The 16,902-nt window shown below is 70.2% G+C and carries 18 protein-coding genes; 4 read left to right on the top strand and 14 right to left on the bottom strand.

Annotated elements, in window-relative coordinates; genetic code table 11:
- The first annotated feature begins 124 nt into the window (after positions 1-124).
- On the top strand, positions 125-766 hold the full coding sequence (locus MTES_RS11625) for a dihydrofolate reductase family protein (RefSeq protein ID WP_013585455.1): 642 nt from the start codon (positions 125-127) through the stop codon (positions 764-766).
- Here MTES_RS11625 and MTES_RS11620 read toward each other — a convergent pair.
- Positions 763-1,059: a hypothetical protein gene (locus MTES_RS11620; RefSeq protein WP_013585454.1), complete on the bottom strand. Its 297-nt coding sequence runs from the start codon at positions 1,057-1,059 to the stop codon at positions 763-765. The genes MTES_RS11625 and MTES_RS11620 overlap by 4 nt on opposite strands.
- A gap of 51 nt (positions 1,060-1,110) precedes the next feature.
- On the opposite strand from MTES_RS11620, the gene MTES_RS19670 reads away from it, so the two are divergent.
- Positions 1,111-1,251 (top strand): hypothetical protein, encoded by a 141-nt coding sequence (locus tag MTES_RS19670; RefSeq protein ID WP_167539374.1) that lies wholly within the window; start codon positions 1,111-1,113, stop codon positions 1,249-1,251.
- Positions 1,252-1,260: 9 nt separating this feature from the next.
- Here the strand turns inward: MTES_RS19670 and arr are convergent, their stop codons facing one another.
- The 4 genes from arr to MTES_RS11600 are packed head-to-tail and all read right to left on the bottom strand — an operon-like array spanning position 1,261 to position 5,157.
- Positions 1,261-1,668, bottom strand: a complete 408-nt coding sequence (gene arr / locus MTES_RS11615) for an NAD(+)--rifampin ADP-ribosyltransferase (RefSeq protein WP_013585453.1) — start codon at positions 1,666-1,668, stop codon at positions 1,261-1,263.
- A gap of 38 nt (positions 1,669-1,706) precedes the next feature.
- The gene (locus MTES_RS11610) at positions 1,707-2,483 is read right to left on the bottom strand and encodes an SGNH/GDSL hydrolase family protein (protein ID WP_013585452.1); all 777 of its coding nucleotides are present in this window, start codon (positions 2,481-2,483) and stop codon (positions 1,707-1,709) included.
- Positions 2,480-4,174 (bottom strand): AMP-binding protein, encoded by a 1,695-nt coding sequence (locus tag MTES_RS11605; protein ID WP_013585451.1) that lies wholly within the window; start codon positions 4,172-4,174, stop codon positions 2,480-2,482. The genes MTES_RS11610 and MTES_RS11605 overlap by 4 nt, the downstream gene beginning before the upstream one ends.
- Positions 4,175-4,194: 20 nt before the next feature.
- Entirely contained in the window at positions 4,195-5,157 is a 963-nt protein-coding gene (locus MTES_RS11600) for an alpha/beta hydrolase (RefSeq protein ID WP_013585450.1), read from the bottom strand.
- Positions 5,158-5,252: 95 nt separating this feature from the next.
- Between MTES_RS11600 and MTES_RS11595 the strand changes: the two genes are divergently transcribed.
- A complete protein-coding gene (locus MTES_RS11595) occupies positions 5,253-5,876 on the top strand; it encodes a DUF6518 family protein (protein WP_013585449.1) in 624 nt (207 codons plus the stop codon).
- A gap of 116 nt (positions 5,877-5,992) precedes the next feature.
- Here MTES_RS11595 and MTES_RS11590 read toward each other — a convergent pair whose 3' ends face one another.
- The 8 genes from MTES_RS11590 to MTES_RS11555 all read right to left on the bottom strand — a co-directional run bounded on the left by MTES_RS11590 (position 5,993) and on the right by MTES_RS11555 (position 14,522).
- Entirely contained in the window at positions 5,993-7,261 is a 1,269-nt protein-coding gene (locus MTES_RS11590) for an ABC transporter ATP-binding protein (RefSeq protein WP_013585448.1), read from the bottom strand.
- A gap of 11 nt (positions 7,262-7,272) precedes the next feature.
- A complete protein-coding gene (locus MTES_RS11585) occupies positions 7,273-8,121 on the bottom strand; it encodes a carbohydrate ABC transporter permease (protein WP_013585447.1) in 849 nt (282 codons plus the stop codon).
- Between the two features lie 55 nt (positions 8,122-8,176).
- Complete coding sequence (locus MTES_RS11580; protein WP_013585446.1) at positions 8,177-9,142, bottom strand: carbohydrate ABC transporter permease; 966 nt, start codon at positions 9,140-9,142, stop codon at positions 8,177-8,179.
- Positions 9,139-10,404 (bottom strand): sugar ABC transporter substrate-binding protein, encoded by a 1,266-nt coding sequence (locus MTES_RS11575; RefSeq protein WP_013585445.1) that lies wholly within the window; start codon positions 10,402-10,404, stop codon positions 9,139-9,141. Before MTES_RS11575 ends, MTES_RS11580 begins: the two co-directional genes overlap by 4 nt.
- 244 nt (positions 10,405-10,648) lie before the next feature.
- The gene (locus MTES_RS11570; RefSeq protein WP_013585444.1) at positions 10,649-12,022 is read right to left on the bottom strand and encodes an FAD-dependent oxidoreductase; all 1,374 of its coding nucleotides are present in this window, start codon (positions 12,020-12,022) and stop codon (positions 10,649-10,651) included.
- 40 nt (positions 12,023-12,062) lie between these two features.
- Entirely contained in the window at positions 12,063-13,124 is a 1,062-nt protein-coding gene (locus MTES_RS11565; protein WP_013585443.1) for a polyprenyl synthetase family protein, read from the bottom strand.
- 105 nt (positions 13,125-13,229) lie between these two features.
- Complete coding sequence (locus MTES_RS11560) at positions 13,230-13,892, bottom strand: class I SAM-dependent methyltransferase (RefSeq protein WP_080575509.1); 663 nt, start codon at positions 13,890-13,892, stop codon at positions 13,230-13,232.
- A 66-nt stretch (positions 13,893-13,958) separates the two neighbouring features.
- Positions 13,959-14,522, bottom strand: a complete 564-nt coding sequence (locus MTES_RS11555) for a DUF402 domain-containing protein (RefSeq protein WP_013585441.1) — start codon at positions 14,520-14,522, stop codon at positions 13,959-13,961.
- 189 nt (positions 14,523-14,711) lie between these two features.
- On the opposite strand from MTES_RS11555, the gene MTES_RS11550 reads away from it, so the two are divergent.
- Positions 14,712-15,926 carry an isochorismate synthase gene (locus MTES_RS11550; protein WP_050901865.1) on the top strand — a complete coding sequence of 405 codons (1,215 nt, stop codon included), beginning with the start codon at positions 14,712-14,714 and terminating at the stop codon, positions 15,924-15,926.
- Positions 15,927-15,963: 37 nt separating this feature from the next.
- Here MTES_RS11550 and MTES_RS11545 read toward each other — a convergent pair whose 3' ends face one another.
- Positions 15,964-16,821: a polyphosphate kinase 2 family protein gene (locus tag MTES_RS11545; RefSeq protein ID WP_013585439.1), complete on the bottom strand. Its 858-nt coding sequence runs from the start codon at positions 16,819-16,821 to the stop codon at positions 15,964-15,966.
- Between the last annotated feature and the right edge of the window lie 81 nt (positions 16,822-16,902).

Raw genomic sequence — 16,902 nt, 5'->3', positions numbered from 1 at the left:
ATCGTCCTCAGCCCTGTTTCTCGCAGCCTAGGGGAAGGACATTCCGGCCTCGAGCGGGCGATGGCCTCGTCATCTCCAAAGGGGGGCCATGATGAGGTACAACTGATTCCGCAAAGGGGATGCCATGGCCGTCCGCGTCGATCTGAACATCTCGCTCGATGGGGTGGCGGCACCCGCCGACCAGACCGCCGAGAACCCCATGGGCGAGGACTGGGGGCGTCTCGTCGCGGACTACATGGCGACGCAGACCTTCCGGGCGCGCGTCTTCGGTGACACCTCCGGTTCCGGCACGACGGGCGTGGACGACCGCTACGCCGCCGCGTACTTCGAGGGCATCGGCGCCGAGGTCATGGGCGCGGCGATGTTCGGCCTGCACTCCTTCCCCGACGACCCCGATTGGCGCGGCTGGTGGGGCGACGAGCCGCCCTTCCGCGTTCCGGTCCTCGTGCTCACGCATCTCGAGCGCGCGCCGATCACGTTCGACAACGGCACGAGCTTCGAGTTCATGTCATCCGGGATCACGGATGCCGTCGCCCGAGCGCGCGAGCTCGCGGGCGATGCCGACGTGCGTGTGGGCGGTGGGCTCTCGACCGTCCGCGCCGCGCTCGAGGCCGACCTCGTCGACCGTCTGCACGTCGCCGTCCGCCCGGTGATCCTCGGACGGGGCGGCCGCCTCTGGGACGGACTGCGCGGTCTCGACGAGCGCTACACCGTGACGACGGAGGTCGCCGAGAGCGGAGTCATCCACGTCACCTATGCCCGCTAGAACGGGGCGTCGGACGTCAGCACCCGCGTCACGCGGATGACGAGCAGACCGATCGACGTCACGAGGATCAACATCGCCACGATCCCCCCGGCGAGGACAACCCACCGCAGCGCTCCGGGGCGGAGCACCCCGCGGATTCCGAAGAACACGGCGGCCGCCGCGCACGCGGTCATGATGAGGTAGTCGATCACTCCCCCGGGCAGGGCGAAGAACGCGACGACAGACAGAACCGCCAGCATCAACGCCACGATGTGGAGCGTCCGCGAGTCGGCGGGGCGAGGGGCGTCCGTCATTCCCCGAGCCTATCGACCCCGCCCTTCCCCACCGCGCGTAGCGTGAGTGCCATGCGTCAGCGCACTCCCGACCCCCGTCGCTGCCCCACGTGCGGCGACCCGCTGTCGTTCGAGATCCTCGACGACGAGCGCTTCCTCGTCGCGTGGTCGTGCGTGAACTGCGGTCTCATCCGCACGACCGAACCGGTGTGAGCCGCCCGGTCAGTTGATGATCTCGGCGTTCTCATCGCGCATCTCGGTGAGACGCCGACGCCAGGTCTCGAGAGCCTCGGGGGTGAGCCGCGTCCAGTCGTCGCGTTCGGCGACGATGCGCAGAGGCGCGGCGCTGCGGAACGAGCGCGTCGGGTTGCCCGGGAACTTCTTGTCGGTCACGTTGGGGTCGTCCTCGAACTCCCCGGTCGGCTCGACCTCGTAGACGCGCGGAGGCCCGTCGCCGGGGATGATCTCGGCGGCCAGACCCGCCCCGTCGAGCCGCGAGGTGAAGTACACGTGGTTCATCAGTATCTCGGGCCGGTAATTCGACGGGAACCCGGGGGTCAGCAGGTCGCCGACCCGCAGGGCGGCTTTCGTGCCGTGGAAGAAAGGGCCGGCATCCAGGATCTCGCTCACCCCGCGATTCTCGGCATCCCGGCGGCGGAGCGCAACCGTCAGTGCGCGAGCACCGCCAGGACGGCGTCGGCGATCGCGCGGTGTCCCGCGTCGTTGGGGTGGAAGTCATCGCCCGCGCCGACGAAGGTGTCACGGCCCGCCGGCCCGTGGAATTCCGGCGTGGCGAAAAGGTCGGCGAGAGACACGTATCGTCCCGCGTTCGCGGTGCAGACCCCCGCGATGATCCCGTCGTACTCGGCTCCGTCGACCGTCCAGGTGCCGGTGCACACGATGGCGGCCCGCGGTGACGAGGTGCGGATGCGTCCGACGAGTTCGGCGTACTGCGCCTCGAAATCCGCGAGCGGGGTCGGGATGCCGACATCGTTGGTCCCCAACTCGATCACCGCGAGGCCGAGGTCGGCGGGAACGTCGGTCACACCGGCCACCGTGGAGAGCGTCTCGTGCGCGCGGGAGACCGTCGTCGGCGTGACTCGGCCCAAGGCCCCGGTGACGAGGGCGGAGAAACCCTGCGCTTCGGTGGAGGCGAAGAATCCAGCCGCGAGCGAATCACCGGTGATGAGCACGCGAGCGTCCCCCGCCGCGTCGCGCGGGATGCGGAGCAGCCCCGGCGTCGTCGGCGTCGGCGTCGGGGTCGCCGTCCGTGTAGGGCTCGGCGAGGGCGTGCGCGTCGGAGTCGCGGTGCGCTCCGGCGACGTCGAGGTCGCTGACGCGGCGGGCGTGGCATCCGTCCCTCCGCGGGTGAGCAGCAACGCCGCGACGACCACGATGGCGCCCCCGAGGACGGACGCCGCGACGATCCCGACGCGGCGCTTCATCCCCGCAAGGCGTCGTCGCGCCACTCCACCGGAGTGACCTCGCCGCGCACCACGGCCTCCTCGCGCTGGCGCAGCTCGACGCGACGGATCTTGCCCGAGATCGTCTTGGGGAGCTCGAGGAACTCGACGCGGCGCAGCCGCTGGAACGGAGCGAGCTTCTCCCGCGCGTAGCGGAGGATGTCGATCGCGACGTCCTCGCCGGGCTCGAATCCGGATGCCAGGACGACGTACGCCTTGGGCACGGACAGGCGCAGATCGTCGGGCGCGGGGACCACCGCCGCCTCGACGACGGCGGGATGCTCGATGAGCACGCTCTCGAGCTCGAACGGGCTGATCTTGTAGTCGGAGGACTTGAACACGTCATCGGTGCGGCCGATGTAGGTGATGGTGCCGAGGGCGTCGCGGCGCGCGACATCGCCCGTGTGGAACAGACCGTTCGCGGTCGACTCGTCGTTGCGCTCCGCGTCACCGACGTACCCGGTCATGAGGTTGAGCGGCCGCTCCGACAGGTCGAGGCAGATCTCGCCCTCGTCGGCCGGCTCCCCGGTCACCGGGTCGATCAGCACGACCGGGCAGCCGGGCAGCGGGCGTCCCATCGACCCGGGAACGAGCTCGGCGCCCGGCGTGTTCGCGACGACGGCGGTCATCTCGGTCTGGCCGTAGCCGTCGCGGATGTCGAGGCCCCACGCGCGCTGCACGGTCGCGATGACCTCGGGGTTGAGGGGCTCCCCCGCCGAAACGACCTCGCGCAGGGCCCCGCGACGCCCGGTGAGATCGGCCTGGATCAGCATCCGCCACACCGTCGGCGGGGCGCAGAACGTCGTCACCCGGTCGCGCTCGAGCTCGTCGAGCAGGCGCTCGGCCGAGAACCGGGAGTAGTTCAGCGCGAGCACCGTCGCCCCGGCGATCCACGGCGCGAAGAAGAGGCTCCACGCGTGCTTCGCCCACCCCGGCGAGCTGATCGCGAGGTGCACGTCGCCGGGCTGCAGACCCAGCCAGTACATGGTCGTGAAGTGCCCGACGGGGTACGACGCGTGCGTGTGCTCGACGAGCTTCGGCTTCGACGTCGTCCCCGACGTGAAGTAGAGGAGCAGGCGGTCGTCCGCGACGGTCCCCGGATGCCGCGCGGGCCCCGCCTCGGCGAGGAACGCCTCCTCGTACGCGGCCCATCCCGGGTGCTCACCGCCCACGACGATGCGGCCGAGGCCCTCGGGCAGATCGTCGAACTTGTCGGCATCCGCAGCTCCCACGATGACGTGCCGGATCTCGGCCCTCTCGATCCGGTCGGCGAGGTCGCGCGCACCGAGAGCGGTCGTGGTCGGGGCGATCACGCCGCCGAGCTTCATGATGCCGAGCATCGCCTCCCACAGCTCGACCTGGTTGCCGAGCATGAGCAGTACCGCGTCGCCGCGGCGGACGCCTCGGGATGCCAACCATGCGGCGACCTGATCCGAGCGGCGCGCGAGCTCGTCGAACGTGCGCTGGTGGTGGGTGCCGTCGTCGTCGACGACGATCAGCGCGGGAGCGTCGTTTCCGCGCGCCATGGGGTCGAACCAGTCGATCGCCCAGTTGAACGGTCCGTCGAACCGGGGCCAGGTGAACGCGGCCGCCCGATCGGGGTCGGTGCGCGCCGCGAGGAGCTCGTCGCGGGCGGCGCGGTAGCGCTCGGTGGCGGAGACGGTGGGGATCATGGGGCTCCTTCGATCGCGTTCTACGCTAGCCCTCGCACCCAGTTCCCGAGCGCCGCGTACGCGGCATCCTGTGCATCGGGCGCCGAGAGGAACACGTCGTGCAGAGCGCCGTCGATGCGCGCGATCGTGACCGTTCGCGCGATGCGGGTGGCGGCGCGGGCGATGTCGTCGACGACCAGGACCGAGTCGGTCTCACGCATCGCGTCGTTCCACGTCAACGAGGTGGTCGAGCGCAACGACAGGAGCACCAGGGCCGGACACCCCACGTCGACCCCGGATGCCACGCGCGCATGGCCCGCGATGACCGCGGCGAGCCACCCCGGATGGGTGGGGAACGCGCGGGGCGGACGCCATCCTTCGGGGCTGTCGGGCAGCGTTCCGACCTCACGCTGGGCCCGCCCGTAGAACCCCAGGTCCAGCGCCAACTGTCCCCCGCGGGGGTCCAGGCGTGCGCGGGCGTTCACGATCGGCGCGAGCGCCTGACGCCCCAACGGGCCGAGCTGGAGCTCGAGCCAGGGACTGTTGAGCACGAGGGCGTGCGCCCTCCCCCGATGCCGCGCAGCCCAGAGCGTCAGAGTCAGGCCGCCCGTGCTGTGGCCCAGCAGGACGAGACGGCGTCCGCGCGCCTCGGTGCCCATGACATCCAGCGCGGCCTCGATGTCCGCGTCGTACACGTCGAGCGCGAGGACGTACCCGCGCGTCTGCCCGGGCCGGATGCTGCGCCCGTACTTGCGCAGGTCCAGCGCGTAGAAGCGCGCGCCGCGGTCCGTGAAGAAGCGGGCGAGATCCGCCTGGAAGAAGTAGTCAGACCAGCCGTGCACGTACAGCACGTCGAGGTCGCGCCACGCCCCGAAAAGACGCGCCCCGGGGTGAGGCATCGCCCGGACGAGCGTCGCGACGACCTCCCCCTCGTCATCGCTGCCGAGCGGCAGGGTCTGCTGTTCGAAGCCCTCGCCGAGGATGTCCGGATGCCACTCCCCCATCGCCCCAGCCTACGGCGGCGATATCCGTCTCGAGGATGACACCGCGCCCACCCCCGGTGGACGCGCGCGCAGACGCCGATTCCTACCGTGGGAACGTGCACCCCCGAAACTGGCTCGTCCCCGCCCTCTCCGTCGCCGTCGGCTCGCTCGCCCTCGGGGGTTTGACGAGCTTCGGCCAGACCGTGCTTCCCGACGCGCTCGCGTCGTTCGCCAACTCGGCCGGCGGCTGGACGATCCTCGCGTTCGGTCTCGTCTGGCTGACGCGGGCGCGGCCTCCGCTGGCCGCGGCTCTCGGTGTCGTGTCTTTCGTGCTCCTCATCGAGGGGTACCGGATCGTCTCGGCCTGGCGTGGTTTCTTCTACGCCGAGCCGTTCCAGGACACGTTCACGATCATCGGGCTCTTCGCCGGCCCCGTCGTCGGCCTGTCCGCCTCGCTTCTGCGGTGGGGTCCCGGTTCGTGGAAGCCGTTCGCGGCCGCTCCGGTCGCGGCGGTGCTCATCGGCGAGGGCGTGTACGGGCTGACGGTCGTCGGCGCGACGACGAGCCCGGTGTACTGGATCCTTCAGACCGTGATCGGCGTCGCCCTGCTGGTGTCCACCGTCGTCGCCGCGCGTCCCCGCATCGCACCCGGGGTGCTCGGGAGCGTCCTCACCGTCGGAGGGGCCGCCGCGTTCCTCGGCTTCTACGCCTGGATGGGCCAGCTGGGCTCGACCGTCTGACGCGGGCGAAACTCCTGAGATAACGCCGTCTCCCGGCCCCGGGAGGTCGTGGAGAGCCCGTAGGCCCCGGAATCTCAGGAGTTTCGGCCCGCCGCTCCGCGCGACGCCGACGACGCTCAGCGCGGGGCCGACGCGTCCTCGCGCGCAGCCCGCTCCTTCGCCCGCTCCAGCGCGCGCTTGCGCGCGGCCCGGGCATCCTCCTCGAGCTTCTCGGCCTTCGCCTCGTCGCGCGTGAGGTTCACGCCCGTCTCCGGGTCGAACAGGTGCAGCGAGTCGGGCGAGAACCAGAGGCGCGCGGCATCCCCCGCGCGGATCGAGCTCATGGCATCCAGGGCCACGACGAGCTCGGTACGGAGGGATTCGCCGTCGAGGTCGCGGTCGAGCTCCGACAGCTTGTCCTTGACCGTGGCATCCGTCTCGTAGGGCACGTAGGCGTAGAGCACCTCGCCGAGCCACTCCGTCATCTCGATGTCGAGCTCGGCGGTGATGCCGCCGGAGAGGTCGCGCTCGGTGGAGTCGGCGTCCTCGAACGCGTCGGGGCGTACCCCGACGATCACGAGGTCGCGGCCCTCGACGGCCTTGCGCAGCCGGTCGTCGAGCGGCACGTCGGCGATCGGCAGGCGCAGCGTGTCGCCGTCGACCGTTCCGCTGAGGAAGTTCATGGGCGGCGAGCCGATGAACCCGGCGACGAAGAGGTTGACCGGCTGGTCGTAGAGCCCGCGGGGGCTCGCGACCTGCTGCAGTTCACCGCGGCGGAGCACCGCGACGCGGTCGCCGAGGGTCATGGCCTCGGTCTGGTCGTGCGTGACGTACACGGTGGTGATGCCGAGCGAACGCTGCAGGCGCGCGATCTCGGTGCGCATCTGTCCGCGCAGCTTCGCATCGAGGTTCGACAGCGGCTCGTCGAAGAGGAACGCGCTGGCGTTGCGCACGATCGCGCGCCCCATGGCGACGCGCTGACGCTGACCGCCCGAGAGGTTGGCGGGCTTGCGCTCCAGGTGCTCGTCGAGCTCGAGCAGCTTCGACGCCCGGCGCACGCGCTCGTCGATCTCTTTGTCGCTCAGGTCGCTCGACTTCAGCCGCATCGGGAACGCGATGTTCTCGTACACCGTCAGGTGCGGGTACAGCGCGTAGTTCTGGAAGACCATCGCGAGGTTGCGGTCCTTGGGGGCCTTGTCGTTGACGACCTCGTCAGCGATTCGCAGCTCCCCGTCGGAGATGTCCTCGAGGCCGACGATCATGCGCAGCAGCGTCGACTTGCCGCAGCCGGACGGCCCGACGAGGATCACGAACTCGCCGTCGGCGATGTCGAGATCGACGCCCTTGACCGCGGTGAAGCCGTCGTCGTAGGTCTTGACGATCCGGTTGAGGGTGATGGATGCCATGGACTCGCTCCTTAGCCTTTGACGGCGCCCTGCGTGAGGCCGGACACGATCCGGCGCTGGAAGATCACGACGACGATGACGATGGGGATGGTGACGACGATGGCCGCCGCCGAGATGGCGCCGGTGGGCTCCTCGAACTGCGAGGCCCCGGTGAAGAACGACAGGGCCGCGGGCACCGGCCGCGCGGCATCCGTCGATGTCAGCGAGATGCCGTAGACGAAGTCGTTCCACGCGATGAAGAACGCGATGATCGCGGTGGTGAAGACGCCCGGGGCCGCGAGCGGCACCACGGTCTTGCGGAACGCCTCGAACGGTGTCGCGCCGTCAACCTGGGCCGCCTGCTCGAGCTCCCACGGGATCTGGCGGAAGAAGGCCGCGAGCGTCCAGATCGAGATCGGCAGCGTGAGCGAGAGGTACGGGATGATCAGGCCGAGCCAGGTGTCGTAGAGGCCGATCACACGCCACAGGTTGAACAGCGGGGTGACGATCGACACGATCGGGAACACCGATACGGCGAGCGCGGTGGTGAGGATGATGCGCTTGCCGGGGAAGTCGAGCCGCGCGATCGCGTACGCGCACAGGGTCGCGAGCACCACCGCGACGAACGTCGCGATGAGCGAGATGCCGATCGAGTTGCGCAACGCGGGAAGGAAGAGGTCCTGCGCGCTGCCACCCGGGGCGAGGATCGTGGCGTAGTTGTCGAGCGTCCACTCCTGCGGGAGGAGCGTGCCCGAGAACAGACCCGCCTGCGTCTTGAACGACGTCATCGCGATCGAGAAGACCGGGAAGAGCGACCAGACGAGAACGGCCGCGATGATCACGAGCCACATGATCCGCTGGGGCCAGGTCATTGCGCGCATCAGGAGCACGTCCCTTCGGAGCGGATGCCGGTCGTCACGGTCACGAGCGCGCCCCTCACGAGTTCTTCCCGGCGGACAGATCGACTTTGAATCCCTTGATGAAGATCCCCGCGATGATCAGCACGCTGAGGAACAGCAGCACCGAGATCGCGGATCCCAGACCGATCTCGAGGCGCCCGATCGAGGTGTTGTACGCCAGGAGCGACAGGGCTTCGGTGTCGTTGGCCCCCGCGGTCATGATGAAGATGTTGTCGAAGATGCGGAACGCCTCGAGCGTGCGGAAGAGCACGGCGACCATGATCGCGGCCTTCATGTTCGGCAGGATGACGCGGCGCAGCACCTCCCAGCCGGTGGCCCCGTCGACCTTGGCCGCCTCCTCGAGGTCTCCCGGCACCTGCGCCAGTCCCGACAGCAGCAGCAGCGAGATGAAGGGTGTCGTCTTCCACACCTCGCTCAGGATGATCACGGTCAGCGAGGTGCCCTGATAGGCGAACCAGTTGAGGTTCTCGTCGAACCCGGGGATCCACGAGAGCCAGCTGTTGACGTATCCGCCGGAGTTGATGTCGAAGGCGTAGAAGAACGCGAACGCCGAGACGACGGTGATGATGCCGTAGGGAACGAGGATCGCCGTGCGCGCGAAGCCGCGCAGCTTCTTGATGGCCCGGTGCATGACGAGCGCGAAGCCGAAGCCGATGATCAGCTCGAGCAGCACGGTGACGACCGTGATGAACAGCGTCACCCCCATCGACTGCCAGAAAGCCGGGTCGCCGAGGATCACCTGGTAGTTGCGGAACCAGATGAACTCGCGGTCATCGGGAGCGGTGAGGCGCAGGCTGAACAGCGAGTCCCACAGCGCCTGCACGATCGGGTACAGCGTGACCAGCAGCATGATGCCGAAGGCCGGGCCGGCGAGCATCCAGCCCAAGCGAGCCTCGGCGCGGGCGCGGTCGGACCGCCGCTTCTTCTTCGGAGCCTCCGGCTCCTCGCGCCGCGTGGCGCGCGTGACGGTCGTGTCGGTCACAGCAGTCGCTCCCCTCTGAGCACCGCGAGGATGAAGTCGGTCGAGGACTGTGGCGTCGTGTCGGGGTTCACGGCGTTCGGCGGATGCCAGGTGCGCTGCAGTCCGATCGAGATCTCGTTGTAGTACGGCGTCTGGGGTCGCGGGGCTCCGAGCTGCAGCGACTCGGCGATGGTGTCGGCCATCGGGAACTTCTCGGTCACCTCCGCGTCGTCGTACGCCGCGAGGTTCGACGGCGGGTTGCCGTTGGTCACGAAGTACTGCGCTTGGTTCTCGGGTGTCACGATGCACTGCACCGCCTGCCACGCGAGGTCGACGTGCTCGCTGTACGCGCCGACGCCGAGGTTGATGCCTCCCACGGGAGGAGCGGCCGGGGTCCCGGCATCCACTCGGGGATACACCGCCCAGCCGAGGTCTTCCACGACGTCGGGAGCGGCGCCCTGCATGGCCGGGTAGACGAAGGGCCAGTTGACCATGAACGAGCCGTTGTCCCCCTGGAAGAGGTTCATGCTCGCGTTCTCATCCGCGGTCGGAAGCCCCGCGCCGCCCAGTCCCGACGAGCCGATGCGCCCGATGATCTCGGCGGCCTTCTTGCCCGCGTCGGACTCGAGCCCGAGCTGCATCTCGTCGGGCTTCGCCTCGGGGTCCTCGAGGATCTTCCCGCCGCCCGAGGCGACGAGCGCGTTGATCCACACCGTGAGCGACTCGGCGAGCGCTCCCTGCACGCCGAGCTGCTTGTTCTGGTCCTCGGCGGCCTGCATGATCTGGTCCCACGTGACCGGCTGCGTCATGTCGAGACCGGCGGCCTCGGCGACCGACTTGCGGTACCAGAGCAGCTGCGTGTTCGCCCAGAACGGCACCGTCACCAGCTCGCCGTTCCAGCTCGCCGACTGCACCGCCCCCTCGACGATGCCGTCGGTGTTCTGCAGGTCGTCGGGCACGGGAGCGAGGAAGCCCGGCTCGGCGAGCTCGGGGATGAACGGCGGGTCGAGGCTCATGATGTCGAGCGACCGGTCGCTCGCGGCGAGACGGCGCGCGAGCTGTTCGCGCTGCGAGGCGGCGTCGCGCGGCAGCAGCGAGGTCTCGATGCGGTACGCCCCGTCGGCGGCTTCGGTACAGGATGCCGCGATCTCGGCCTGACCGCCGTCGTCGGGGTTGATGTACCAGGTGAGGGTCGGCACCCCGTCATCCGCGGAACAGGCGCCGAGCGTCCCCGCGAGCACGAGAGCCGAGGCTCCGGCCACGATCCGTCCCAGCTTTCGCATCCGGCCCCCTCGCCTCGGTGCGCGGGCGTCGGTGCCCGGCGTCGTGCGTTCCATCCTGCCGATCAGAGGAATTTCACAGCATCAGGGTTGCCCCGGGGAGGGGCGGGTGGTAGTCGCGCGAACGACGAACCGCCCCGTCCGGAGACGGGGCGGTTCGAGGACATGTCACTCGCCGCGCGAGATCCGGATCATCTCGTCGCGCGGAACGGAGTCTTTTCGCCGGGCCCCTTTTCGGGCCCGAGGATCACTCGCCGCGCGAGATCCGGATCATCTCGTCGCGCGGAACCACCTTGATGCGCGCGCGCTCGTGCGGCGCGCCGAGGGCGACCTCGTGCTCGTCGAGGCGGTGCCAGCCGTCGAGGTCGGTCCACCGCACGCCGCGCTCGGCGAGCAGGGCGGGAATCGCCTCTTCCTCGGGGTGGGCGGGACGCCACCACTCGCTCTGGTCGTTGATGACGTGGCGCACGGTCTCCATGGCATCCGACTTCGTGTGTCCGATGAGGCCCACGGGTCCGCGCTTGATCCACCCGGTGGCGTAGACGCCGGGGATGCGCTCGTTCGAGTCGGCCGAGAGCACCTGGCCCTCGTGGTTCGGGATCACGCCGTGGCGCTCGTCGAAGGGGATGTCCTTCAGCGGCGAGCCGAAGTACCCGACCGCGCGGTAGATCGCCTGGATCGGCACCTCGCGGATCTCGCCGGTGCCGACGACCCCGCCCTCGGCGTCGGGCTTCGTGCGCTCGTACCGGAACGCGGACACGCGGCCCTCGGTATCCTTCACGACCTCGAGGGGCTTGGCCCAGAAGTGCAGGTGCAGACGACGGGATGCCTCTCCCCCGGCGTTGTTCACGCCCGGGCGGGTGCGCCACTCCTGCAGGACGCGGTCGATGACCTTGACCTGCTTGTTCGTCTGGATCGCCGCGAGCGAAGCCTCGTCGTAGTCGAAGTCCTCGTCGTAGACGACCATGTCGACGTCGCGCAGCTCGCCGAGTTCGCGGAGCTCGAGCGGCGTGAACTTGACCTGCGCGGGACCACGACGACCGAAGACGTGCACGTCCGTGACCGGAGAGGCCTTGAGTCCCTGGTAGACGTTGTCGGGCACTTCCGTCGGCAGCAGGTCGTCGGCGTGCTTGGCGAGCATGCGCGTGATGTCGAGGGCGACGTTTCCGTTGCCGATGACGGCGACCGACTGGGCCTCGAGCGGCCACTCGCGCGGCACGTCGGGGTGACCGTCGAACCAGCTGACGAAGTCGGCCGCGCCGTACGAGCCGTGCGCGTCGATGCCGGGGATATCGAGGTCGGCGTCACGGATCGCACCGGTCGAGAAGATCACCGCGTTGTAGTGCTGCTTGAGGTCGTCGAGCGTGATGTCCTCGCCGAAGCGGACATTGCCGAAGATGCGGATGTCGCCGCGGTCGAGCACCTCGCGCAGCGCTGTGATGACGCCCTTGATGCGCGGGTGATCGGGTGCGACGCCGTAACGGACGAGGCCGTAGGGGGCGGGGAGCTGCTCGAAGAGGTCGATCGAGACGTCGAACTGACGCTCGGCTTTCAGCAGGATGTCGGCGGCGTAGATGCCGGCGGGGCCGGCTCCGACGATGGCGAGGCGCAGCTTCGTCATGGGGTCCTCTCGATCGGGATCGGGGGGTGGTGGAAAAGAGTCAGGCCGAGCGATCGGCGACCGCGCGGGCGAAGCGCGTCAGCGCCTCGCGCACCGCGCCGTCGGGCAGCGGCGCGAGGGCGTCGATCGCCTCTTGCGACCACTGGTGCGCGAGGCGGAGCGTCTCGTGCGTGGTGTCGTGATCGCGCAGCTCGGCGAGCGGGGCGTCGAGGATCGCCGGGTCGGCCCCCGCGGCGATGCGCTCCTGGCCCTCGTCGATGCGCCCGCGCAGATCGGCGGAGGCGGCGTCCGAGCGGTGCCCGAGCAGCAGGTACGGCATGGTGGGCACGCCCGCGCGCAGGTCGGTGCCGGGCACCTTGCCGGTCTCGGAGGCATCCGGCGAGAGGTCGATCACGTCGTCGAGCAGCTGGAAGGCGACACCCGCCTTCTCACCGAAGACGACCATGGGCTGCTCGAACTCCTCGGGCGCGCCCGAGTAGATGACGCCGCACTGCGCGGCCGCGGCGATGAGGGAGCCGGTCTTGTCGGCGAGGACACGGAGGTAGAACTCCACCGGCTCGTCGCCCTCCTGAGGGCCGACCGTCTCGTGCATCTGCCCCAGGACGAGACGCTCGAAGGTGTCGGCCTGCAGCTGGATGGCCCGCTCGCCCCGCCGAGCCATGAGCTGGCTCGCGCGCGAGAACAGCAGGTCGCCCGTGAGGATCGCGATGTTGTTGCCCCACACCGTCTGGGCGCTGGGCACACCGCGGCGCTTGTCGGCTCCGTCCATGACGTCGTCGTGGTAGAGCGAACCGAGGTGCGTGAGCTCGAGGGCGGTCGCGACCTCGATGACCTCGGGCGTGGTCCCGCGGCCGAGCTGCGCGGTGAGGATCGCGAGCATCGGACGCACGCGCTTGCCGCCGGCCTCGTAGAGGTAGCGGGCGGTGACGTCGGCGAGCCGATCGGCGCTGCGGACCTCTTCTTCGAGGGTGCTCTCGACGCGCCCGAGGCCCGCCTCGACGGTCGACAACAGGGTGCGCGAACGGAGGCCGGCGAAGATGCGGTCACTCAGGCCCAGCTTGCCCGACAGGCGGGTGCTGGCCGCGGGCAGTCTCGGGGTCACGGTTTCAGCCTATCCTGGCGCGGTCGCGCCGTCCCTCGGCTATCTCGACGGTTGACAGGCCTCCGCGGGGAGGGGTCGAAAGCGGCGGGGTCGGTCGCGGCCTGCTCATTCCGCGGGACGGATGCCACGGTGCAGAGCGACGATGCCGAACGACAGGTTGCGGTAGGCCACGGCATCCCATCCCGCATCCCGCATCCAGCTCGCGAGGGTCGGCTGGTCCGGCCAGTCGCGGATGGACTCGTTGAGGTAGTCGTACGCCTCGGCGTTGGAGCTGACGGCGCGGGCGGCGAGGGGCAGGATCCGGTCGTTGTAGAAGCGGTAGAGACCGTTGAACGCGCGGGACGGCGGGTGCGAGAACTCGCACACCACGATCCGGCCGCCGGGGCGGGTCACACGGCGCAGTTCGCGCAGCGCCCGTCGCGGGTCGTTGACGTTGCGCAGCCCGAACGACATCGTCACCGCGTCGAACTCGCCGTCCTCGAACGGCAGGTCCGTGGCATCCGCCTGTACGAACTCGAGGTTCGGAACGTTTCCATGGCGACGGCGTCCCTCGGCGATCATCCCCCTCGAGAAGTCGGCCGCGACGACGTGCGCACCGCTGGGCACGAAGGCCATCGAAGAGGTTCCCGTCCCCGCCGCGAGATCGAGGATGCGCTCGCCCCGTTTCGGAGCCACGGCGCGCAGGGTCGCCGCACGCCAGAAGCGGTCGTTGCCGAGGCTCAGCACCGTGTTGGTGCGGTCGTAGGCGGGGGCCACCTGGTCGAACATCCCGCTGACACGCTGCGGGTCTTTACCGAGGTCGGCGCGGTTGGGATCGCTGCTCACCCGTCGAGTCTAGGCGGGCGAGGGCGCCGGGTCCTCGGGGGTTGCCAGCTCGGCGAGACGTGCGAGCCAGGGGCCGGTCACGGCGTCCGAGAACGGGGCGATGCCCTCGCGCACGCGGTGTTCGAGATCGACGGCGGTGGCCTCGAGGTGCGCGACGATGTCGGCCGGGTAGCCGTAGCGCACGCGATGCTCGTCCCACTCGTCGCGGTCGTCGATCCACGTGCCGCGTCCGTCGGTGCGGCGCACCACGTCGAGGTCCATGTCGATGCCGAGGGGAACGCCCTCGTCGCTCCACCGGATGTCCCACGCGAGGTCGATGTAAACCGCCACGGGGTGCGGGGCCGCGTTGTGGGTGAACGCCCAGTCGCCGCTCGCGGGAACGAGCGTCACGTTGGGCTGACGGCAGACGAACTCCGCACCCGGGCGGGCACTGCGCCACCCCACCTGCTGACCGAACCAGTCGCCCCAGTGGTCGGAGCCGAGGTACACGCTGTCCTGCACCCAGTGCGGCGAGCCGTCCCACTTCCGCCAGCGGAACATCAGGCGCGTGCCGGGAGCGGGTCGAACATCCATGTTCCGGAGTCTAAAACGGGCCGCGCGGCGCGGGCTGCTCGGCGGAGAAACCCGCGCGTCCTCCGTTATGTCGACGGCGAGGGGATGCCGAGAACCCCCGCCGAGACCGGGTCTACGCTCGAAGGCGTGATCGAACCCGCGGATGACGTCGTGCCGCGCCTGCGCGTGGTGACGCGCGAGCTGCCCCCGATGGACGATGTGCTCGCGTACACCACCCCTTACGACCCGCTCCTCTGGAGCCGTCGGGGAGAGTCGCTCGCCGCGTTCGGCGACCTCCTGACGCTCCGCTACCGCGGCGCCCGGCCGGGCGACGCGAGCGTCGCCGACCGCTGGCGCGCCATCGCCGCGGCCGCCGAGGTCGACGACCCCGTGCAGCTCCCCGGCACAGGCCTGGTGGCCTTCGGGTCCTTCGTCTTCGACCCCCGTTCGGAGCGCGAGAGCATCCTGCGCGTTCCGGGCACGATCGTCGGCCGCCACAGCGGGCGCGCGTGGGTCACCCGTCTCGCGTTCGACGACACCCCCGACGAGCCGGAGCCCGAGCTGCCCCCGCGCTCCCCTTTCGGACCGCACTGGTCGGCGACCCTCGGGCCCGGCCGGCAGACCGCCGAGGGGTACCAGGATGCCGTCCGCCGCGGCGTCGAAGCGATCGACGCGGGCGAGGTCGGCAAGGTCGTCCTCGCGCGCGACATCACCGGCACGATCCCCGCCGGATCCGACCTCCGGCGACTCGTGCGGTCGCTGCACGAGGGCTACCCGGACTGCTGGATCTTCGCCGTGGACGGACTCATCGGCGCAAGCCCGGAGACGCTCGTGACGGTGTCGCGCGGGACGGTGACCGCGCGGGTGCTCGCCGGGACCGTGGCCCGCGGAGCCGACGCCGACGCCGACGCCGCGGCATCCCTCGCCCTGTCCGAGAGCACGAAAGACCAGGAGGAGCACCGGTTCGCGGTGCAGAGCGTGCTGACGGCGCTGCGCCCGCACACGTCGGCCCTCGCCGCGGCCGAGCAGCCCTTCACCCTCAAGCTGCCCAACGTGTGGCACCTCGCGACCGACGTCGAGGGCGTGCTCAGCGAGGCGGCCTCGTCACTCGATCTCGTGGGCGTGCTGCACCCGACCGCGGCCGTGGCCGGCACGCCGACCGACGTCGCGATCGAGGTCATCCGCCGTCTCGAGCCGTTCGACCGCGGGCGCTACGCGGGTGCCGTCGGCTGGATCGGCGCCTCGGGCGACGGCGAGTGGGCCATCGCGCTGCGGTGCGCGCAGATCGATCGCGCCGAGCCCTCGTCGCCGACCGCGCCGATCACCGCGTACGCGGGAGCGGGGATCGTGGCCGACAGCGTCCCCGAGTCGGAGCTGCTCGAGACGCGCGTGAAGTTCCGCCCGATCGTCGACGCCCTGGCGTGAGGCCCTCGGCGCATCGGGACGGCCCTCGCGCGCGCCCTCACGACGCGGCGAGGCGGCGCTTCTCCTCCTCGACGTCGTAGTCGGCGGTCGGCCATCGGGGGTCGATGTCGGTCAGCGCGTCGATGAGCAGGCGCTGCACGGCGAGGCGCGCGTACCACTTGCGGTCGGCCGGGATGACGTGCCAGGGCGCGAGCGGCGTCGACGTTCGCTCGATGGCCGCCTGGTAGGCATCCATGTAGTCGTCCCACAGCTCGCGCTCGTCGACGTCGGACGGGTTGTACTTCCAGTGCTTGTCCGGACGCTCGAGTCGCTCCGCGAGGCGGGCCCGCTGCTCGTCCTTCGAGATGTGCAGCATGACCTTGACGACCCGGATGCCGAGATCCGCCGCTTCGGCCTCGAATCCGACGATCGCGCCGTACCGGCGTTCGATCTCGTCCGCGGGGGCGAGCCGGCGCACGCGGCCGATCAGCACGTCCTCGTAGTGCGAACGGTCGAAGACGCCGATCCGTCCGGCATCCGGGAGGCGTTTGCGGATCCGCCAGAGGAAGTCGTGCGAGAGTTCTTCGGCGGTCGGCTTCTTGAAGGAGGCGAGCTCGACGCCCTGCGGGTCGACCGCCCCGACGACGTGCCGCACGATGCCGCCCTTGCCTGCGGTGTCCATCGCCTGGAGCACGAGCAGCACGGAGCCGGTCGCGGTCCCGGCGACGCTCTGGGCGAAGAGACGCTCCTGCAGGCCCGAGAGCGGCGCGATCCCCGCTTCGAGGTCGGCCTGGCCGTCGGCCTTCTTCCCGTCGTAGCCCGGGGTCGCGCGCGTATCGAGGTCGGCGAGGCGGAATCCGGGCTCGACGCTCAGCGCGACGGAGGGGGGAACGGACCATCTGCTGCTCGTGCTCATCGCGCCATCGTGGCGTGAACCACCGACATCGCGCCACGCCTTGACGGGCGGGCTCGACGGCACGCGGGGTTCGCGGGCGGG

The sequence above is a fragment of the Microbacterium testaceum StLB037 genome, assembly GCF_000202635.1.
GTDB lineage: Bacteria > Actinomycetota > Actinomycetes > Actinomycetales > Microbacteriaceae > Microbacterium > Microbacterium testaceum_F.
Note: the sequence above shows the minus strand (reverse complement) of the source record. Positions and strands in the feature narration are given on the sequence as shown.